This window comes from Aliamphritea ceti, from assembly GCF_024347215.1.
GTDB classification, from domain to species: Bacteria; Pseudomonadota; Gammaproteobacteria; order Pseudomonadales; family Balneatricaceae; genus Amphritea; species Amphritea ceti.
Genome location: NZ_AP025282.1, coordinates 2013588 through 2033299 on the forward strand (window position 1 = coordinate 2013588; position 19712 = coordinate 2033299).

Annotated in this window: 17 protein-coding genes; 9 read left to right on the forward strand and 8 right to left on the reverse strand. The window is 47.4% G+C overall.

Annotated elements, in window-relative coordinates; genetic code table 11:
- Nucleotides 1–6: 6 nt before the first annotated feature.
- A complete protein-coding gene (locus OCU49_RS09240; protein WP_261844690.1) occupies nt 7–582 on the reverse strand; it encodes an acyl-CoA thioesterase in 576 nt (191 codons plus the stop codon).
- 201 nt (nt 583–783) lie between these two features.
- Complete coding sequence (gene pabB, locus OCU49_RS09245) at nt 784–2178, reverse strand: aminodeoxychorismate synthase component I (protein ID WP_261844691.1); 1395 nt, start codon at nt 2176–2178, stop codon at nt 784–786.
- 247 nt (nt 2179–2425) lie between these two features.
- On the opposite strand from pabB, the gene OCU49_RS09250 reads away from it, so the two are divergent.
- The 6 genes from OCU49_RS09250 to prpF all read left to right on the forward strand — a co-directional run bounded on the left by OCU49_RS09250 (nt 2426) and on the right by prpF (nt 10645).
- Nucleotides 2426–3286 carry an alpha/beta fold hydrolase gene (locus OCU49_RS09250; protein ID WP_261844692.1) on the forward strand — a complete coding sequence of 287 codons (861 nt, stop codon included), beginning with the start codon at nt 2426–2428 and terminating at the stop codon, nt 3284–3286.
- 362 nt (nt 3287–3648) lie between these two features.
- The gene (locus OCU49_RS09255) at nt 3649–4359 is read left to right on the forward strand and encodes a GntR family transcriptional regulator (protein ID WP_261844693.1); all 711 of its coding nucleotides are present in this window, start codon (nt 3649–3651) and stop codon (nt 4357–4359) included.
- Between the two features lie 36 nt (nt 4360–4395).
- A complete protein-coding gene (gene prpB, locus OCU49_RS09260) occupies nt 4396–5289 on the forward strand; it encodes a methylisocitrate lyase (RefSeq protein WP_261844694.1) in 894 nt (297 codons plus the stop codon).
- 199 nt (nt 5290–5488) lie between these two features.
- Nucleotides 5489–6619, forward strand: a complete 1131-nt coding sequence (prpC, locus tag OCU49_RS09265; protein ID WP_261844695.1) for a bifunctional 2-methylcitrate synthase/citrate synthase — start codon at nt 5489–5491, stop codon at nt 6617–6619.
- A 154-nt stretch (nt 6620–6773) separates the two neighbouring features.
- Nucleotides 6774–9362, forward strand: a complete 2589-nt coding sequence (gene acnD / locus OCU49_RS09270) for a Fe/S-dependent 2-methylisocitrate dehydratase AcnD (protein WP_261844696.1) — start codon at nt 6774–6776, stop codon at nt 9360–9362.
- Nucleotides 9363–9466: 104 nt separating this feature from the next.
- A complete protein-coding gene (prpF, locus tag OCU49_RS09275) occupies nt 9467–10645 on the forward strand; it encodes a 2-methylaconitate cis-trans isomerase PrpF (RefSeq protein WP_261844697.1) in 1179 nt (392 codons plus the stop codon).
- Nucleotides 10646–10708: 63 nt separating this feature from the next.
- On the opposite strand, the gene metA is transcribed toward prpF, so the two are convergent.
- From metA to OCU49_RS09290, 3 genes are all read right to left on the reverse strand, one after another.
- Nucleotides 10709–11791 carry a homoserine O-succinyltransferase MetA gene (gene metA / locus OCU49_RS09280; RefSeq protein WP_261844698.1) on the reverse strand — a complete coding sequence of 361 codons (1083 nt, stop codon included), beginning with the start codon at nt 11789–11791 and terminating at the stop codon, nt 10709–10711.
- Nucleotides 11792–11800: 9 nt separating this feature from the next.
- On the reverse strand, nt 11801–12637 hold the full coding sequence (locus OCU49_RS09285; protein WP_261844699.1) for a hypothetical protein: 837 nt from the start codon (nt 12635–12637) through the stop codon (nt 11801–11803).
- Between the two features lie 204 nt (nt 12638–12841).
- Nucleotides 12842–13342 (reverse strand): hypothetical protein, encoded by a 501-nt coding sequence (locus tag OCU49_RS09290; protein ID WP_261844700.1) that lies wholly within the window; start codon nt 13340–13342, stop codon nt 12842–12844.
- Between the two features lie 145 nt (nt 13343–13487).
- Between OCU49_RS09290 and OCU49_RS09295 the strand changes: the two genes are divergently transcribed.
- Entirely contained in the window at nt 13488–14315 is an 828-nt protein-coding gene (locus OCU49_RS09295; RefSeq protein WP_261844701.1) for a sterol desaturase family protein, read from the forward strand.
- On the opposite strand, the gene phaC is transcribed toward OCU49_RS09295, so the two are convergent.
- From phaC to OCU49_RS09310, 3 genes are all read right to left on the reverse strand, one after another.
- Nucleotides 14316–15422, reverse strand: a complete 1107-nt coding sequence (gene phaC / locus OCU49_RS09300; RefSeq protein ID WP_261844702.1) for a class III poly(R)-hydroxyalkanoic acid synthase subunit PhaC — start codon at nt 15420–15422, stop codon at nt 14316–14318. It abuts the gene before it with no gap.
- Complete coding sequence (locus OCU49_RS09305) at nt 15412–16392, reverse strand: poly(R)-hydroxyalkanoic acid synthase subunit PhaE (RefSeq protein WP_261844703.1); 981 nt, start codon at nt 16390–16392, stop codon at nt 15412–15414. The genes phaC and OCU49_RS09305 overlap by 11 nt, the downstream gene beginning before the upstream one ends.
- Before the next feature lie 64 nt (nt 16393–16456).
- A complete protein-coding gene (locus OCU49_RS09310; RefSeq protein WP_261844704.1) occupies nt 16457–17332 on the reverse strand; it encodes a LysR family transcriptional regulator in 876 nt (291 codons plus the stop codon).
- A 283-nt stretch (nt 17333–17615) separates the two neighbouring features.
- Here OCU49_RS09310 and leuC point away from each other — a divergent pair, with 283 nt between their 5' ends.
- Nucleotides 17616–19040, forward strand: a complete 1425-nt coding sequence (leuC, locus tag OCU49_RS09315; RefSeq protein WP_261844705.1) for a 3-isopropylmalate dehydratase large subunit — start codon at nt 17616–17618, stop codon at nt 19038–19040.
- Nucleotides 19041–19052: 12 nt separating this feature from the next.
- A complete protein-coding gene (gene leuD / locus OCU49_RS09320; protein WP_261844706.1) occupies nt 19053–19700 on the forward strand; it encodes a 3-isopropylmalate dehydratase small subunit in 648 nt (215 codons plus the stop codon).
- Nucleotides 19701–19712: the final 12 nt, after the last annotated feature.

Here is a 19712-nt window from a genome sequence, read left to right on the forward strand (position 1 = left end):
TTTGTTTCAGAGAGCGTCGCTTTCCAGCATATCTTTAAGTCGGGCATCGATTTCTTCACTGGACAGGTCGTCGACGTGCTCGGTCCACTTATCATGAATGTCCGCCAGTCGCTGATCATGTTCGTTGCGTAGCTGCTTGCGTAACGCAGCGGCTATATAGCGGGCTTTCTGTTGCGGAGTATTCAGCTCAAGACGCGGAACTGTCGTTGATTTGCCGTCGTCATCAACCGCTACCATAGTGAAGTAGCAGCTATTGGTGTGGCGTTCTTCGCCGCTGTGAATGTCTTCGGCAACTACCTTTACACCGATTTCCATTGTTGAGCGACCGACGTGATTAACCGCCGAATAAAAGGTTACCAGCTCGCCAACGCGCACCGGTTGTTTAAAGTGTACCTGGTCTACTGACAGGGTGACGACATAGTGTTTGCTGAAGTGGCTGGCGCAGGCATAGGCAACCTGATCTAAGATTTTGAGTAAGGCGCCGCCGTGAACATTGCCGGAAAAATTGGCCATATCTGGTGTCATCAGCATGGTCATTGAGATCGAATCTTTACTCTTACTACCTGTCAAATTGCTGCTCATAGCCTACCTCTAGGGTCAGTTTCGAGATCGATGAGCTCAAGTATAGGCAGTCGTCAGCGAAAAAGTATAGCGGGATCAGGAGCTTGCGTAGGGTATAGGAATCAAAACGAGTAGTAAGTTGCAGCCTGCGTATCAGGCAGGCTGCAGTAGGTATAGCGCTACAAAAGGTGGTGTCTTAAAAGCAGGTGCACTGAAAAGTGCTTAGTGAAGCCCTTCTTCAAGTGCCTGCAGAAGGTTGTTAACCTTATTGTAGGTTTCCTGGTATTCATCAGCGGTTTCTGAGTCCGCAACGATGCCGCCACCGGCCCAGCAGTGAATCTTGTTTTCATGGCATAAAAGGGTGCGGATAGTAATGCTACTGTCGAACCGGCCGGAGAAGCTTAAATAACCTATTGAGCCGCAATAGATTGAGCGTCGGTTGTGTTCGAGTTCTTCAATTATTTCCATGGCACGGATTTTAGGCGCACCAGTAATTGATCCGCCGGGAAAGCTGTGTTCGAGCAAATCAAGCGCCGTTTTATCGGTATCCAGCATGCCTGTAACTGTACTTACCAGATGATGTACGTTGGCATAGGATTCGATATCAAACAGCTTTGGTACTTTGACGCTGCCGTGCTGGCATACTTTGCTGATATCGTTGCGCAATAAGTCGACGATCATCAGATTCTCGGCACGGTCTTTCTCACTGTCTATTAACTCCTGAGCCAGGTGCTGATCTTCTTCAGGTGTTTTGCCCCGTGGGCGGGTGCCTTTAATTGGCTTAGTGGTAACCTTGCCGTTATCGACTTCCAGAAACTGTTCCGGTGACAGAGATAGTATGCTGCCCTGGGGAGTCTCGATGTAACCAGAGTATGGGGTCGGGGCTTTGGCTCGCAGTTTTAGATATGCCTGCCAGGTATCGCCTTCGTAGCTGGCTTTAAAGCGTTGAGCAAAGTTAACCTGATAGCAATCGCCTGCCTGAATATAGTCACTGACTTTATCCAGTGCATCGTAATAGTTTTGTTCAGTAAGATTGCTGCTGAAGCGGTTAATCAGTTTGAAGCTGTCTGCTTCAGCTGGTGCGGCGAGTGCCGCCTCTATTTCAGCCTTAATAGCTTCAGCATGCGATAAGTCTATTAAAGGCGTAGTGATTAACTGAGTTCGCTTTTCCTGATGATCAACAACGATTGCCCAGGGGTAGATTGCTGCCTGCATATCCGGCAGTTCCTGATCCTGAGGGTTTAGTTCCGGAAGGTCTTCCAGGCTGCGTCCCAGATCATAAGAGAAATAACCAATCATGCCGCCACAAAATGGCAATTGAGCGATATCTTTGTCAGCAGGAGGAGGGCAGTTTTTAGTGTATGCCTGGTACATTTCCTGAAGGTGGCTGAAAGGATTTCCCTGCAGGGATTCTGTATTGGTATGCAGATGGCTAAGCGTTGTTTTGCCATGTTGGTAACTGAGTTGCGCGACTGGAGATGCAGCAATAATGTCGTACCGGCCGAAGCCTGAGCGGGGCTTACCGCTATCAAGGAAAACCGGCGCGTTATGCTGTCGGATGGCAGCAAAATATGGGCAGGCATCATCTAGATAGGGAAGGGAGAAAAGTCTGTACACCGGGTAAGCCTTTTTGTCGTAGCTGCAAGAGTAACTGTATAGCAGACGGATAATTCCTTATGGGAATAAGCGTCTGGTTAAAGAGGGCGATTGTAACCATCTGGTCCTATTAATGCGAGTATATTGGCGGGAATAAGGCACAATATTACGCATCCAGAGCAGTTTGATTCCTTTCGAGGTAAAGACGTAATTTCGTGTAGACTTAGCGGGACTTTTTATATGATTTTCTTAACCTTAACGAGTGATTATGAAGTTCCCTTATAGCCTGTATACAGGTATTTACCAGCGTCCGGATCAGCAGATATTTTATCGGGTTTACCGGCATTCTGAGAATCAGAGCGGGCGTCGTTTGGTTTTATTACATGGCGCAGGGGTAGCGGGGGAAGATACCTGGCAGGCTTTGCTGGCGCAGCTGGGCCTTTGGTCTGAGGTATTGGTGCCGGATTTGCGGGGGATGGGGAAAACCGTATCGCCGGACGGCGAAGAGTATGCGTATACCGCTCATGAAGTCGTTGCAGATGTTGCCGGGCTGCTTACGCATTTGAATTGGCAACATTTTGATTTGGCGGGGTATTCGATGGGTGGGTTAATCTCCATGCTATATAAACAAGAGTACAGTCAGCATGTTGATAAGCAATATCTGTTGGAGTCTGCCGCAGTAGACCGGGGTGACTGGCAGGCAAGTCTGGAATTGCGTGCTGAGTATATGCAGGCGGCTAAGCATCTTAGCAGTGACACTGAAAAAGGCGTAAAGCAATTTTTGGACGCGATTTCGCCTAACCGAAGAGTATCACCGGTCGTTGAGCGGCTTACCGTTGAGCGTTTAGCCCAGCGTCCGCGAGGGTTTGCGAATGCACTTAAATGCGTGACGGATGCCTTGCATGATATTGATCGCGAAGCGCTGGTAGCAGCGCAGGGAGATGTTAGCAGCTTTATTGGTGGTAACAGTGTTGACGCTATGCATCAGTATCAGAGAGCTCTGGCTGAGCGTTTGCCGAACTGGCATTATTTTATGGTGACAGGTACTGATCATTCTTTGCCATTTCAGAAGCCGCGTCAGATTGCTCAAATAATGCAGGCTGAGCTTGGCCGGTATTTAGCAGTCTGATTATCTTAGCTACCGTTTGTCCCGGTATATGATTCAGATAATAGTTTTTGCATAAAGTGTCGACAGTTCTCGTGTTTTGGTAAAACTGTCGACAATCTTGTTTGTCCTTCCTTCTATCAATACTAGGTTGCTATCAGTCTTGTTTAGTCTTCTTGCTGCCCCTTATCATAAGGCGTAGCGCCTTTTTCGTGATTTCATTTCTAGTCGTTTAACAGTGTGTAATAGTGTGGAAATAGCGCTAGGGATTACCCTTATACTTTTGTATTATGTCGACAAATAGCCCTTAAAACTACCTTGACGAGCTATAATATGGACTGTATCGTAAGTTCACAATTTAGATTGTCGACAATCTGGAAATATATATGACTGAAGTCTCTGTAGTTGAAGTAGCAGACCAGCCAATCAGTAACAGCGAATTGCGCACGCTGGCTGATAAGGTTTGCGAGCAGTTAGTAACTGCCATTGTTAAGGGTGATATACCGCCAGGCCATAAGATCAGCGAACCTGAACTGGCACGCACTTATGGTATTAGCCGTGGGCCATTACGAGAGGCGATCCGTCGCCTGGAAGGTTTGCGACTGGTTGTCCGTGTACCACATGTAGGTGCGCGGGTTGTTTCACTTAATACCGATGAGTTACTGGAAATTTATCACGTACGTGAAGCTCTTGAAGGCATGGCCAGTCGTTTGGCGGCCGTACAAATGTCGCAGGCTGAAATTGACAGTGTGCGGGAGTTGTTACACGAGCATGAGGCCAGTATCGAGAAGATCGATGGTCACTCTTACTTTCAGAAAGAAGGTGATCTGGACTTTCATTTCCGGATAGTTCAGGGCAGCCACAATGAGAAGTTGATGGAGCTGTTAGGCGGTGAGTTATACCACCTGGTGCGAATGTACCGCTATCAGTTTAGCGTGTCTAAGTCCCGTCCACAGAGGGCTCTGAAAGAACATCACCGGATTCTTGATGCCATTGAAGAACGTGATGGTGAATTGGCAGAAATTTTAATGCGTCGCCATATCAGTACAGCGCGGCGCAATATAGAAGTTAAGTTGACCGATCATCAGAAAGACTGACCGGTCTGAATAGAGTAATTACATAGGGAGTCACTTATGTCGCAGCAACTAACCGCCGGCGGACGTTTCCGTCAGGCTTTGGCCGAAACCAAGTCTTTACAGATCCTGGGCACTGTTAATGCCTATCATGCAATGATGGCTGAACGGGTTGGCCACAAAGCTATATATCTGTCGGGTGGCGGTGTTGCGAATGCGTCTTATGGCTTGCCTGATCTGGGTATGACCTCACTTAATGATGTTTTAGAAGATGTACGACGTATTACCGATGCTGTTGAGACTCCACTGCTGGTGGATATCGATACTGGCTGGGGTGGTGCGTTTAACATTGCTAAAACCGTTCGCAATATGACTAAGGCTGGTGCAGCCGCAGTACATATTGAAGATCAGGTGGCGCAGAAGCGTTGTGGTCACCGACCAAATAAAGAAATTGTCAGTCTTGAAGAAATGGTTGATCGGGTAAAAGCTGCTGTCGATGCTAAAACCGACGACGACTTCTTTGTTATTGCCCGTACCGATGCTTTCCAGCAAGACGGTTTGAACGCAGCTGTTGAGCGTGCACAGGCTTGTCTGGAAGCAGGAGCTGATGGCATCTTCGCTGAAGCAGTACATACCCTGAATGACTACCGCGCATTTGCTGAAGGCATTAACGGTGCGCATTTGCTGGCCAATATTACTGAGTTTGGTGCGACACCACTGTTCAATAAACAGGAGTTGGCTGATAACGGTGCCACTATGGTGCTGTATCCACTTTCTGCGTTCCGTGCTGCTAATCAGGCTGCGCTGAATGTGTACGAGGCTATTTTGCGTGACGGTGACCAGAAAGCGGTTGTCGACAGCATGCAAACCCGTATGGATCTTTATGATTTTCTGAATTATCACGATTTCGAGCAAAAGCTGGATGCGTTGTTTCAGGAAGGTAAGAACAAGTAAATATTAGACCGAGGCTTTTCACGAAACGGCGAACAAAAGTGAGTTGAACAAGTCAGGCGAACAACCGGCGTTTATAGTGATGAACGTGAAGTTCGAACTGGTTGTAAGCATCACAGCACTATTGTTGTCATCGTAACAAAGGTCTCAGACAGAATGTTTTGGCCGGTATCAGTCCGGCCACGGTGTGAGGAGACATATCATGGCTGAAGCGAAGAAATTAGGCGGTGCAGGTCTGCGGGGGCAGTCTGCCGGTGAGACGGCTCTGTGTACAGTGGGCCAGTCTGGTGCAGGTCTTACGTACCGCGGTTATGACATTAAAGAGCTGGCAGATAATGCTCAATTTGAAGAAGTTGCCTATCTGTTACTTTACGGCAAGTTGCCAAATGCTGGTGAGCTGGAGATGTATAAGGCACGCCTGAAAGACATGCGCAGTTTACCTTCTGCGTTGCTGACCGTATTAGAAAATATTCCGGCAGATGCACATCCGATGGATGTTATGCGTACCGGTTGCTCTATGTTGGGTAACCTGGAAACCGAGCAGGATTTTTCTGAGCAGCATCATCATATTGATCGCATGCTGGCGACTTTCCCAGGCATCATCAATTACTGGTATAACTTTAGTCATCATGGCAAGCGGATCAGTGTTGAAACTGAAGCCGACTCGATTGCCGAACAGTTTCTGTGGACCTTGCATAATGAAAAGCCAGAACCATTACACGTAGAAGTGATGCATGCATCGCTGATTCTGTATGCTGAGCATGAGTTTAATGCATCTACGTTTACTGCACGCGTTTGCGCTTCAACATTGTCGGATATTCATAGCTGTGTCACTGCAGCTATCGGTTCATTACGTGGTCCGTTACACGGTGGTGCTAATGAAGCAGCCATGGCGATGATTGAGAACTGGCGCAGTGCCGACGAAGCTGAAGCTGAAGTGATGGGCATGCTGGCCCGTAAAGATAAGATCATGGGTTTTGGCCATGCTATCTACAGTGAGTCGGACCCTCGTAATGCCATCATTAAAGAGTGGTCGAAAAAGCTGTCTGAACAGGTTGGCGATGATTACCTGTATGCGGTTTCTGAACGGGTTGAAACGGTTATGTGGCGTGAAAAGAAACTGTTCTGTAATGCAGATTTTTTCCATGCGTCGGCATATAACTTTATGGGTATTCCAACTAAGTTGTTTACGCCAATTTTTGTTTGTTCCCGGGTAGCCGGCTGGACTGCACATGTTATGGAGCAGAGAGCAAACAACCGGATTATTCGCCCATCGGCGGATTATACCGGACCGGAATCTGCAGAGTGGGTTGCGATTCAGGATCGCCCATAATCTGTGAGCCCTGATGAATTTCTTCAGGGCCTCAGCAGAAAATCTGGTTTAAAAAATCCTACAAAAAGAATCTTATAAATAAGAGGGGAGCTGGCGCTGTGCATGCTATGCGTCTGGCTTCGCTCGTGTAAAAAATACTGACGGGTCTGATGCTATGAATACTGCAAATCGTAAACCCTTGCCAGGTACGCAGCTGGACTACTTCGATACGCGTGCTGCTATTGAAGCGATTCAGCCGGGTGCTTATAAAAGCCTTCCTTATACTTCCCGCGTTTTAGCTGAGCAGCTAGTACGTCGTTGTGACCCGGCGGTACTGACTGATTCACTTGAGCAGATTATTGGTCGTAAGCGTGATCTGGATTTTCCCTGGTATCCGGCACGGGTCGTTTGCCATGACATTCTTGGCCAGACAGCCCTGGTTGATCTGGCGGGTTTGCGGGATGCGATTGCAGATCAGGGAGGTGATCCGGCTAAAGTAAATCCGGTTGTGCCAACTCAGCTTATTGTTGACCATTCACTGGCGGTCGAACACGGTGGATTTGAAGCAGATGCTTTCGAAAAGAACCGTGCGATTGAAGATCGTCGTAATGAAGACCGTTTTCACTTTATCGAGTGGACGAAAACAGCTTTTGAAAATGTTGATGTAATACCGGCCGGTAACGGCATCATGCACCAGATTAATCTGGAAAAAATGTCTCCGGTGATTCAGGCCCGTGACGGTATTGCCTTCCCGGATACCTGCGTAGGTACTGACAGCCATACACCACACGTTGATGCATTAGGTGTTATAGCCATTGGTGTTGGGGGGCTTGAAGCGGAAAACGTTATGCTGGGCCGTGCGTCTATGATGCGCCTTCCGGATATTATTGGTGTAGAGCTCACCGGTAAGCGTCAGCCGGGTATTACGGCAACCGATATTGTTCTGGCGCTGACAGAGTTTTTACGTAAAGCACGGGTTGTTTCTGCTTATCTGGAGTTCTATGGAGAAGGTGCCCGTGATCTGACTATTGGGGACCGTGCCACTATTGCGAACATGACACCGGAGTTCGGTGCTTCCGCAGGTATGTTCTATATCGATGAACAGACCATTGATTATCTCAAGCTGACAGGCCGCGAACCTGAGCAGGTTGCACTGGTTGAGAACTACGCTAAAACCACAGGGCTTTGGGCGGACGATCTCGCTAACGCTGAGTACGAACGGGTACTGACATTTGATTTGTCGTCTGTATGTCGCAATATGGCTGGTCCGTCTAATCCCCATCGCCGGTTACCAACATCAGAATTGGCGGCTCAGGGTGTTGCCGGAAGCTGGGAAGAAAAGCCCGGTGAAATGCCTGACGGTGCAGTCATTATTGCCGCTATTACCAGCTGTACTAATACCAGTAATCCGCGAAATGTAATTGCAGCGGGTTTGGTTGCCCGTAAAGCCAATGAGTTGGGTCTGTTACGTAAACCCTGGGTAAAGTCATCTTTTGCGCCGGGTTCAAAAGTTGCGCGTCTGTATCTGGAAGAGGCGGGTTTGCTATCTGAATTGGAAGCTTTAGGTTTTGGTATCGTGGCGTATGCCTGCACCACCTGTAACGGTATGAGTGGTGCACTTGACCCTGATATACAGCAGGAAGTTATTGACCGGGATTTATACAGTACTGCTGTATTGTCCGGTAACCGTAATTTCGATGGCCGTATTCATCCGTATGCCAAGCAGGCATTCCTGGCTTCTCCGCCGTTAGTAGTCGCTTATGCAATTGCTGGCACAGTGCGTTTTGACATTGAAAAAGATGTTTTGGGTACTGATCAGAATGGTAATCCAATTACTCTGAAGGATATTTGGCCGAGTGACGAAGAAATAGATGCGTTGGTCGCCAGCAGTGTAAAACCTGAGCAATTCAAACAGGTATATATTCCTATGTTTGATCTTGGCCAGGCAGAGCAGGCAGAGAGTCCCTTGTATGACTGGCGTCCGCAGAGTACCTATATTCGTCGCCCTCCATATTGGGAAGGTGCATTGGCCGGTGTTCGTGAAATGAAAGGTATGCGTCCTCTGGCTGTGCTGGGAGATAATATTACGACCGATCATCTGTCGCCTTCTAACGCTATTCTTGCCAGCAGTGCGGCCGGTGAATATCTGGCGCATATGGGGCTGCCGGAAGTAGATTTTAACTCTTACGCGACTCATCGGGGAGATCATCTGACGGCGCAGCGAGCAACCTTCGCGAATCCTAAATTGCTGAATGAAATGTGCCGGGATGATGCTGGTGATGTTATTCAGGGGTCACTGGCACGGATCGAGCCGGAAGGTCAGCAGGCGAGAATGTGGGAAGCGATCGAGACCTATATGGCGCGTAAGCAACCGCTGATTATTGTTGCTGGTGCTGATTATGGTCAGGGCTCATCCCGTGACTGGGCAGCTAAAGGTGTTCGTCTTGCCGGCGTTGAAACCATTGTGGCGGAAGGCTTTGAGCGTATCCACCGTACAAATCTGGTGGGTATGGGGGTTTTGCCTCTGGAGTTTAAAGCCGGAGAAACCCGTGAAACCTATGGCATTGACGGTACCGAGACGTTTGATGTGATCGGTGAACGTACTCCGCGGGCACAGCTAACTTTGCTGATTCACCGCAGTACAGGTGAAACCCTGGAAGTGCCGGTTACCTGTCGTCTGGATACAGCCGAAGAAGTGTCTGTTTATGAGGCGGGTGGTGTATTACAGCGCTTTGCGAAGGACTTTCTTGAAAGTAACGCATAACCGTTAATTTGCAGTACTTGCCGTATTGAATATGGCAAGTATTGTTTGTTTTTTTGAATAGTAGGTTAAGCGTCAGATTAATCAGAATTTAGCGGAATTGAATCATGGCACATGTTCCTCAGGTAAAAATACCGGCAACCTATATTCGTGGTGGCACCAGTAAAGGTGTGTTCTTTAGTCTTAACGACTTACCAGTGGTTGCTCAGGTTCCGGGAGCCGCAAGAGATGCTTTGCTGCAGCGAGTTATTGGCAGCCCTGATCCTTATGGTAAGCAAACAGATGGTATGGGTGGCGCAACGTCCAGTACCAGTAAAACAGTAATTTTATCGAAAAGCAGTCAGCCTGATCATGATGTTGATTACCTGTTTGGTCAGGTAGCAATTGATAAGCCATTTGTAGACTGGAGCGGTAATTGTGGCAACTTGTCTGCAGCGGTCGGCGCGTTTGCCATCAGTAAAGGTCTGGTGGATGCATCACGTATACCTGTAAACGGTGTCGCTGTTGTAAGGATCTGGCAGGCAAATATTAAGAAAACCATTATTGCTCATGTGCCTATTACTGATGGCGAAGTTCAGGAAACCGGTGATTTTGAATTAGATGGTGTCACCTTTCCTGCGGCAGAAGTACAGGTAGAGTTTATGTCGCCGGCGGACGGTGAAGGCTCAATGTTTCCGACCGGAAATCTGGTGGATGAGCTGGAGGTGCCGGGCGTAGGTACTTTGTCCGCGACAATGATTAATGCCGGCATACCGACTATTTTCGTTAACGCAGCAGAGATTGGTTATAACGGTTCTGAGTTGCAGGAAGCGATTAATGGTGATGTAAGTGCGTTAGATATGTTTGAATCAATTCGAGCTCACGGCGCGTTACGTATGGGGCTTATCAGCGACCTTAGCGAAGCTGCCGCCCGCCAGCATACCCCAAAAGTAGCCTTTGTCGCACCGCCGGCTGATTATGTATCTTCCAGTGAGAAGTCTGTATCAGCTGCGGATATTGATTTGCAGGTCAGAGCGCTTTCTATGGGTAAGCTGCATCATGCCATGATGGGAACTGCTGCCGTTGCAATTGGAACTGCTGCGGCTATTCCGGGTACTCTGGTTAATTTAGCTGCTGGAGGCGCTGAACGAAGTGCTGTGCGTTTTGGTCATCCTTCCGGTACGTTACGAGTAGGTGCAGAAGCTGCTTGTGAAAATGGTGAATGGACCGCGACTAAAGCGGTAATGAGCCGCAGTGCACGGGTCTTGATGGAAGGTTGGGTGCGTATTCCGGGTGACAGTTTCTGATTGATTGCCAGCTATAAAAAAGGACTCTTCAGAGTCCTTTTTTGTGTTTGTTGTATTAAGGCTTTATTTGACTGAATACAGTCCTAGCGGGTCGTTAGGGTCCAGACAGTCTTCAAACTGTTTGGTACGGTCAATATTGGTGGTTTGATACACCTGACCCAGCCAGCGGTTGGTGAATGCGTTTGCAGTGTCCTGCCAGCTGTTGTGAACCAGTGGTCTGACATGCAACTCCGGAAATTCCGGATGTTCTGTATTGTTTTGCATTGCGCTGACTAAACGTAGCCGGTATTCCTCAAGGATTGCCTGGGATTGCAGTGACAGATAGTTTGCCGGGAAAGGCGGATAATCCCCCCGATCGCCACTTATATAACGCATTACTTCGCGTTTATATTCTTTCAACAGGCTTACCGTGTCGTATTCAGGATGCCCCTGCAGGAAGATGATTCGGAAGCCGTCTTCGCTGACTGCCAGATGTGCACCAGCTTCTTCTGATTCGACCAGTACCTTCAGGCCTGCATTTCGCATGGCTTCGCTGGTGACTTCGTTATGCCGGGAATGGCAGGCATCGAAGCGGCTGTTCATGCCATGTACCAGCGGATGTGTCGGATCGCTGACGGTATGGTTAAACAAACCCCAGCATTTTTCAGGTAGTGGCTGACGGTCTATGTCGTATTTGATTTTAAGCAATGCATGGGAGGCCAGGCATGAGCAAAAAATCGACGTGACATTATCGTAAGCCCAGTCAACGATTTCCTTAAGTGGTTCCCAGAAGTCTTCGTCCTGAATATTTTTATTCGCTACATTAGCACCGGTAATGACCAGTGCATCTAAGCCTTCCAGCTTGAGTTGTTCAAAATCATCGTAATAGTCCGCAACATATTGCTGAATTTCAGGACCGCGCTGTTCAACATTGATCGTAAACGGGTGGAAAATGAACTGAGCAATCTGGTTACTGCTGGCGATCAGGCGCAGAAATTGCCGTTCAGTCGCTGTGAAAGCAGCATCTGGCATCATGTTAAGGAAGCCGATATGCAGTTCACGAATATCCTGAGTGGTGGCGCGTTCATGGGTAAGGATCGCGAAACCTTCAGCTGCTAATTTTGTATAGCTGGGTAAAACCCGGCTGGAAGGAGTAATAATCGGCATAATAGATTCCTAGCGGCGGGCGCTGGCTGTAATAATATCGATGAAGTCTGCTTCAGTTTTACAGGTTGCCAGTTCGCTTGCCTGAACAGTATAACCATAGTTGTCTGCGATATGCTGGTAACGTGGCAGACGGGACTGGAAAAGATTCGGGAAAACCCAGCGAATAAAGTCATCAGGTTCCATCAGCGCCAGGTATTCCAAAGTACGTTCCTGCTGGAATTTACTGAGTTGCTCGAGTATGAAGTCCTGACGGTAATACAGTGGCTTCGGGCTTTGCTGAGCACGTTCGATCAGTTTGATCTCATCTTCTGGTGACGTCTTGATATACAGAATAAGCGTGTTTTTTGCTAAGACTTCAAAGACACCTGGTTCATCGATTTCACAGAGGCTTCCTGTCGAGTCATTGATGAAATGGTTATGGCCTTCTGCATGTGCTTTTTCAATAAATTTAGGTACATCGTATGCAGATGCAATTTCTGCTTCGAGGTAGAGTTTCTGGCGACGCAGAAATTCGGGCAGTGCCATACCCTCTTTTTCAGGGTTTCCTACTTTACCCAGAAATGCAGACACCGAACTCAGGTTATTGATGGTGACGTTGTTACTGATGCTGATAGAGTCGTTTTCCAGCAGTTCACGCAGAAAAGGTACCGTCATTGCCTTGTCGCGCAGGTTGGCTTCAATATCACCGTTCAGATACTTGTGGCCAATACGGTAATCCGCTGAGAAGTGATACCAGTTTTTTTCTTCCAGAATGTTGGAAATATACGTCTTTCCGACTCCAGACATACCCATCAGGGTGACCGCTTTATTCGGGCTGGCGAGGAATTCGTCAATGTTTATACGCATAAAGATCGTGCTCAGTTGATAGGGTTGACGGCGGACCGGAAGTGACAAAGAAGCATCCGACAAAGCAATACAGAGACTTATCATGAGTCTGTCAGAGCGGCAAATACTATACCAAAGCGATTGATGTAAAAAGAGGTATTTACGACCTGTTAATCCACTTGAGGTGCAGTTAACAGGTCGTCTGAAATGAAGCTAAGCGGCTTGCTAACTGGCCTGAAGTTTAACGACTAGCTTAGTGAAAGCCAGCCGGTCTTTCTGGATGCTGTCTACGGCACGGCCATGATAGCGTTCATCGTTATCAGACATAGCTTTTTTAAGATCCAGGCCGATTTTCAGTACATTATCGAACATACTGAAAAGCGGTAACAGTCGCTTACGGGCCAGATAAGGCTTGTTTTCATAGAGTACTGCTGAGTAATGATTTTTCAGATCAATATATGCAGGTGTCCAGGTAAGGTTACGGTATTTGAAATAACCATCAGGGTCATTATTCGCTTTGTGTTCATCGTAAGCGTTTTCTATATCTTCAAGACTGTGCTCATAGTCTTGCTGCAGTACAGTGACAAATTGCTTGATATTCAAGTCCGACAGTTGAGGAATGGGTCTGGGCGCTTTCTCTTCTGTCGCGTCATTTCCGCAGCCGTGCAGTAACAAAAGTATGCAGGTCATTAATATGCCTGCAAGTAAACGATACGTTTGACGCATTATTGGCTTCCCTTAAGCGCTGTGATATACCCATTTATAGCGAATGGTAAAGAAATTAAAAGAGCAGATTGCTCAAAGTGAGAGCTGACGATGGCAGAGCACAGGTTCTTTTGATCCAGAACTATACTTTGGGAAAGTGAATTTGGTGCAGACATGGTTTGAAATGGTTGACTGGCAAGGTATAGAGCCATGGATACGGATTGCCTCTTTTTTTGCCGTATTTGTAGTGATGGCCAGCTGGGAAAATATTTATCCGGCACGTGTCTCAGCTGTTAATCGTGGTTATCGCTGGCTGCATAATCTTGCTTTGGTAAGTTTCAATATTGTACTCGTAAGATTTGCGTTACCTGTCGCACCAGTCGCTGTTGCTGTTTATTGTGATCAGCATCAGTTGGGGGTGTTTAACATGCTGGACCTACCATTGGTGGCTGGCATTTTATTGAGTCTGGTAGTACTGGATCTAGTGCTGTATTTGCAGCACCGTGCTTTTCACCGAATCCCGTGGCTATGGCGTTTGCATCGAATGCATCATTCAGATCAGGATGTTGATGTGACCACAGGGTTGCGTTTTCATCCGTTCGAAATAGCGCTGTCTTTGCTGATAAAAATGCTGGTGGTATTGCTGCTAGGAGCACCTGTGCAGTCGGTGATTATATTTGAGGTTATTCTGAGTTCTATGGCTGTTTTTAATCATGCCAATATCAGTTTGCCACAAAAAATGGAACTCTGGTTAAGACGCGTGTTGGTTACACCTGATATGCACCGCATACATCATTCCGTGGATTTGCGGGAAACACATACTAACTTTGGTTTTAATTTGTCTTGCTGGGACTACTTATTCGGTAGTTATTGTTCGTTTGCACGCACACCTTTACAGGTTGGAGTGAGAGGTTTGTTGCAGCATAGTGAGCAGCGTATAGATAAGTTGCTGACTCAGCCTTTCCGGCAGGCGGGGCCTATCATAGATGAGTGATCAGTTATCGTGGTCTACGAGCCACTGACTGACTGCCGGTGCGACTATTTGCTGTGATTTCTGCGACACAAATACACCTATATGACCGGATTTAACTTCAAGCTCCTGGTAGTCTTTGCTTTTCGTCAGGCCTTTAAGTGCCTGCGATGCAGCCGGTGGCACCAGATGGTCATGCTGGCCGTAAATATTGAGTATAGGCTGCTGAATTTTTTGCAGTACGATGGCCTGACCATTGATCGACGCTGTGTCGTTCATGAAACCGTTATTCCTGAAGAACTGACTGACGAATTCGCGGAACATTTCTCCAGCCTGATCAGGGCTGTCGTTAATCCATTTTTCCATTCGCAAGTAATTCAACGCTTGTTGTTCTGTGGAGCATTGGGCGGGCATATTCAGATATTTCTGCAGGCTGAGCCGCATAGGCATTAATGCTGCATAGGCATCATTGAGCATTTGACCTGGGATATTGCCTAAGGTCTCAACCATCAGGTCAACATCTATCTGTTGAATCAAATGGCTCAGCATATTGCCCTGGGTATGGAAATCTACCGGGGTGACCATAGTTATCAGGTTTTTAATGTTATCGGGCTGAAGTGCTGTATAGCTCAGGCTTAGGCAGCCTCCCTGACAGATGCCCAGTAGATTAACTTGTGGTTGCTTGCTGTGCTGCTTTACCTGTTCAACACAGTTATGCAGGTAGCCGTTTATATAGTCGTCCATATCCAGATAGCGATCGGCTGCGTCGGGATAGCCCCAGTCAATCAGGTAAACTGGAATACCTGTATCAGTCAGGCGGTTGATGAATGAGCGCTGCGGATCAAGGTCTAGCATGTAAGGGCGATTAACCAGTGCATAGCAGATCAGTAATGGTGTCTGACAATTGTCGTTATTGTCTTTGTTATTGTCTTTGTTATTGTCTTTGTTATTGTCAGCAGGCTGATACTTATAAAGCCTGAGCTTATCTTCCTGATAAATACATTGTTTTGGGCTTTGTCCTACCTCACATTCACTCAGAGATTGCAGCGTACGGTAGCTGTCTGCCAATTGCTGATTGAATTGGTTTATCTCAGAAAATATCTGTTCGCTATCGAGAAATTTATGCGTCATGGCGGTGCTCTGAGCCTTGAAGTTTTTCGGAGAGTTGCAGCTTTTCTTCGAGCTGATTCAGCCTTTGCTCCAGTTGAGAGATGGTTTGTTGCTGGGTGCGGACTTTTTTTCGTAGCTGGTGCTGTTGTTTCAGGCTTTGATCATAGTCCTGACGGCTAACGAATCCAGGATTTAAAGGTGATGTCTGAAGATGTTGCTGGCAAATATCCTGTTGTAACTTTCTGAGCTGTAGCAAGCTGTTATTAAAGGCAGCATGCCGGCTCTGGTAGGTTTGTGTAAAAACCTGGCTGGCATAAGCCTGTTCATAGCTATCCACCCAGAGGTCATGTAGTTGTTTAAGACTATCTGGTTGTTCTTGTTGCAGGCGAGTTTTCAGTGTTGCAGAGGTTTGTTGAATAATTGACTGATACTCTTTATTCAGATCCGTAAAGGCGTCACGGCAGACCTGACCGTTTAATCTCAGTTGGTTTAACTGGTCTTTGAATGCGTGATTAACAATGCCGGCCGGCAGACTATCTAGCTGATCAGTGAGTTGTTGGAAGTAATCGTTCAGCGCTGTTTCCCATGCTTGCAGTGACGCTTCAGTATCCGGTTTAAGTAAGCTGCTTAACTGCCAGTTTTTAGCAAATAAGCCGGCGGCTTTTTCCTGAAGCAGTACCTGCAGTTTATCGATCAGTATTTGCAGGTCTTTATGGGAGGCTTGGTTTGTGTCTGCTGTGTTAGCGTGCTTGTCTACCTGTGTGGCTGCAAAGCTCCGGTACAGGTCAGCAAATTCAGCTGCCAGCTGTTGATTGCTGCTCAGTAATTTGGAAAATTCTTCATTATGCTGTGTTTGCTGATACGGATGTTGCTGCAGAAATTCTTGCCAGCTGGTGGCAGGGGAGGATGTCTGACCTGACTGTAATGCCTGCCAAAATTGCTGCTGTTGCTCCAGCCATTTTTCTAGTGGTGTCTGGTTGGGATCGGTCATACACGGCATCCTTTGTATAGCAGGGGATATATTCCTGAGGCTAGCTTAACGAATTTATAGCTGCTTATGTACTGCTGTTACTTTCAAGCATTTCAATAAAGCGTTGCGCTGCTTTACTTAAAGTACGCTCTTTGTGGCTGATATAGCCGAGTTGGCGGGTAACCGGTGGCGCATCGACATTCAGAATGCTCAGACCTTCTGTGATCATAGTGTCAGGAAGCAGGCTCCAGCCGAGACCTATTTTTACCATCATCCGAATAGTATCCAGATAATTAGTCGACATTGCTGTCTTTAGTCTCAGTTCAGGGTGAGTGAATTGCTGTGCTGCAATTTGACGGGTGAAGGTAGCCGAGCCGGAAAGTATAGCGCTGTAAGCGGTGAGTTCTTCCAGAGTGACTTTCTGTTTACCTGCAAGCGGATGATCATGGCTGACAACATAACGGAGGGGGTCATCCCAGACCTTCTGCGCATGGATTTGTTTATGCGGTTGTGGCGACAGGGTGATGAGTGCGAGCTCAAGGTCGCCTTTAAGGACGCCTTCATAGGCAATTTCTGATGCATCAAAGCGCAGGTCCAGATCTACCTCGGGGCATTCCTTGGTGAACCGTCGTAATACCGGAGGTAAGCGGTGCAGGCTGATGTGATGGCTGGCGGCCATTGAAAGGTTACCGCTTACCTGACCTTGCAGATCGTGCAGTGAGCGTTTTGCATCCTGTAACTGGCGTAATATTTGTCTTGCTTGCGGCAGTAGCGTATTACCAGCTTCGGTGAGACTGACTTTACGGCCTATGCGGTCGAACAGTTTGATATCCAGTTGTTCTTCTAATAACGCAATACGTTTGCTGATGGCGGATTGTGTCAGGAATAGTTGTTCAGCAGCCAGGGAAAAAGATTCTTTATCGGCAACGGTAACGAAGGCTTGCAGGCTGTTGCTGTCCATATTTTTTCCCTGTTTGATGAGGAATGTTTCACATAAAAATTGTGCTATCTGATGAATAGTATTTGCTATTCCAATTTGGAATTCAATCTATAAAAAATATGAATTTGTTTTATCGAAAACCTTGCACTAGGATATGCGCTATCTAAGCAGTCTTGGTCACAGTACTGGCCCTGAAGAAGGGAGATTTTTGTACAGTGAGCAAGGCTTATGAAGCTCGCATCAGACGGGCGAAAATGACAAAAATTAGGTTCGGAAGTGAGCCTGATGCCGACAGGAGCTAAACATGGCTGGCAAGACGTTATATGACAAGTTGTTCGAGCAACATTTAGTCCGCATGAATGAAGATGGCAGTGCATTGATTTACATTGACCGTCAGGTACTGCATGAAGTGACTTCACCACAGGCGTTTGAAGGGCTACGCATTGCAGGCCGAAAGCCGTGGCGTATCGATGCCAACATTGCAACGCCGGATCATAACGTACCGACGACCGAGCGTTCAGGTGGCGTTGAAGAGATTGTTGATCCGGTTTCTAAAATTCAGGTGAAAACCCTGGATGAGAACTGCGATGATTTCGGCATTCTTGAATTCAAAATGAACGATCAGCGTCAGGGGATCGTTCACGTAATGGCGCCGGAACAAGGTGCTATTTTGCCGGGTGTAACAGCAGTATGCGGCGATTCCCATACTGCAACATTGGGTGCGCTTGGTGCTTTGGCCCACGGTATTGGTACTTCTGAGGTTGAGCACGTATTGGCAACTCAGTGCCTGATCACTAAAAAGATGAAGAATATGCTGGTTCGTGTTGATGGCGAACTGGGTATTGGTGTGACACCTAAAGATGTTATTTTGCACATTATCGGCGTAATTGGCACCGCTGGTGGTACCGGTTATGCGATAGAGTTTGGTGGCGATGTATTCCGTAACATGACCATGGAAGGCCGCATGACGGTTAGTAACATGGCAATTGAAGCGGGTGCCCGCGTAGGTCTGGTTGCTGTTGATCAGACAACAATTAATTACGTTGAAGGCCGTCCTTTCTCGCCTAAGGGTGAACAGTGGGATGCGGCTGTTGCTGCATGGCAGGACCTGGTATCTGATTCTGACGCTGAGTTTGATTCTGTTATTGAAATTAAAGCCGCAGATATTGAGCCACAAGTTACCTGGGGAACATCTCCGGAAATGGTAGTGGGTGTATCTGAGTTGGTGCCTAATCCAACGAATGAAGCTGATCCGGTTAAGGTAGATGGTATTGAGCGTGCGTTGAAGTACATGGGTCTTGAAGCGGATCAGAAAATTACTGATATCAAGCTTGATCGTGTGTTTATCGGTTCCTGCACCAACTCCCGTATTGAAGATTTACGGGATGCTGCCAAGGTTGTTGAAGGTCAGAAAGTTGCCGGAAACATTATCCAGGCGCTGGTTGTTCCGGGTTCCGGTCTGGTGAAAGATCAGGCAGAAGCAGAAGGTCTGGACAAGATCTTTACAGCTGCGGGTCTGGAGTGGCGTGAACCAGGTTGTTCTATGTGTCTGGCAATGAATCCTGACAAATTAGGTGCCGGTGAGCACTGTGCGTCTACGTCTAACCGCAACTTCGAAGGCCGTCAGGGCTTTGGTGGCCGTACGCATCTGGTAAGTCCGGCAATGGCTGCAGCAGCAGCTATCGCAGGTCACTTTGTTGATGTGCGTGAAATGATCAAGCAGGGGTAAGGGGAAGCAATCATGAGAAAATTTAATCAGCACAGTGGGATTGCCGTACCTTTAGATCGTGCCAACGTCGATACGGACATGATCATCCCAAAACAGTTTTTGAAATCTATTAAACGGTCTGGTTTCGGTCCGAACCTGTTTGATGAACTGCGTTACCTTGATGAAGGATTTCCTGATCAGGATAGTAGCGGCCGTCCGGTTAATGAAGATTTTGTTTTGAATGCACCGCGTTATAAAGGTGCCAGTGTTTTACTGGCCCGTGAAAACTTCGGTTGCGGTTCCAGCCGTGAACATGCGCCATGGGCGTTAGATGATTATGGTTTCCGTTCAGTTATTGCACCAAGCTTTGCCGAGATTTTCTATAATAACTGCTTTAAAAATGGCCTGTTGCCAATTGTACTTTCAGAAGCTCAGGTTGATCAGCTGTTCACTGAAGTTGCTGAAAATGAAGGCTATGAACTGAAGATTGATCTTGAGCGTCAGGTGGTTGTTACGCCATCTGGTGATGAAATGACATTTCAGATTGATGACTTCCGTAAGCATTGTTTGCTTAATGGTCTGGATGATATCGGTCTGACTTTACAGCAGGCTGATGATATCAAAGCGTATGAGGCTAAAGCTCGCGCTGCCAGCCCGTGGTTGTTTGACGCGATTCGCTAAAAGCACTGTTTA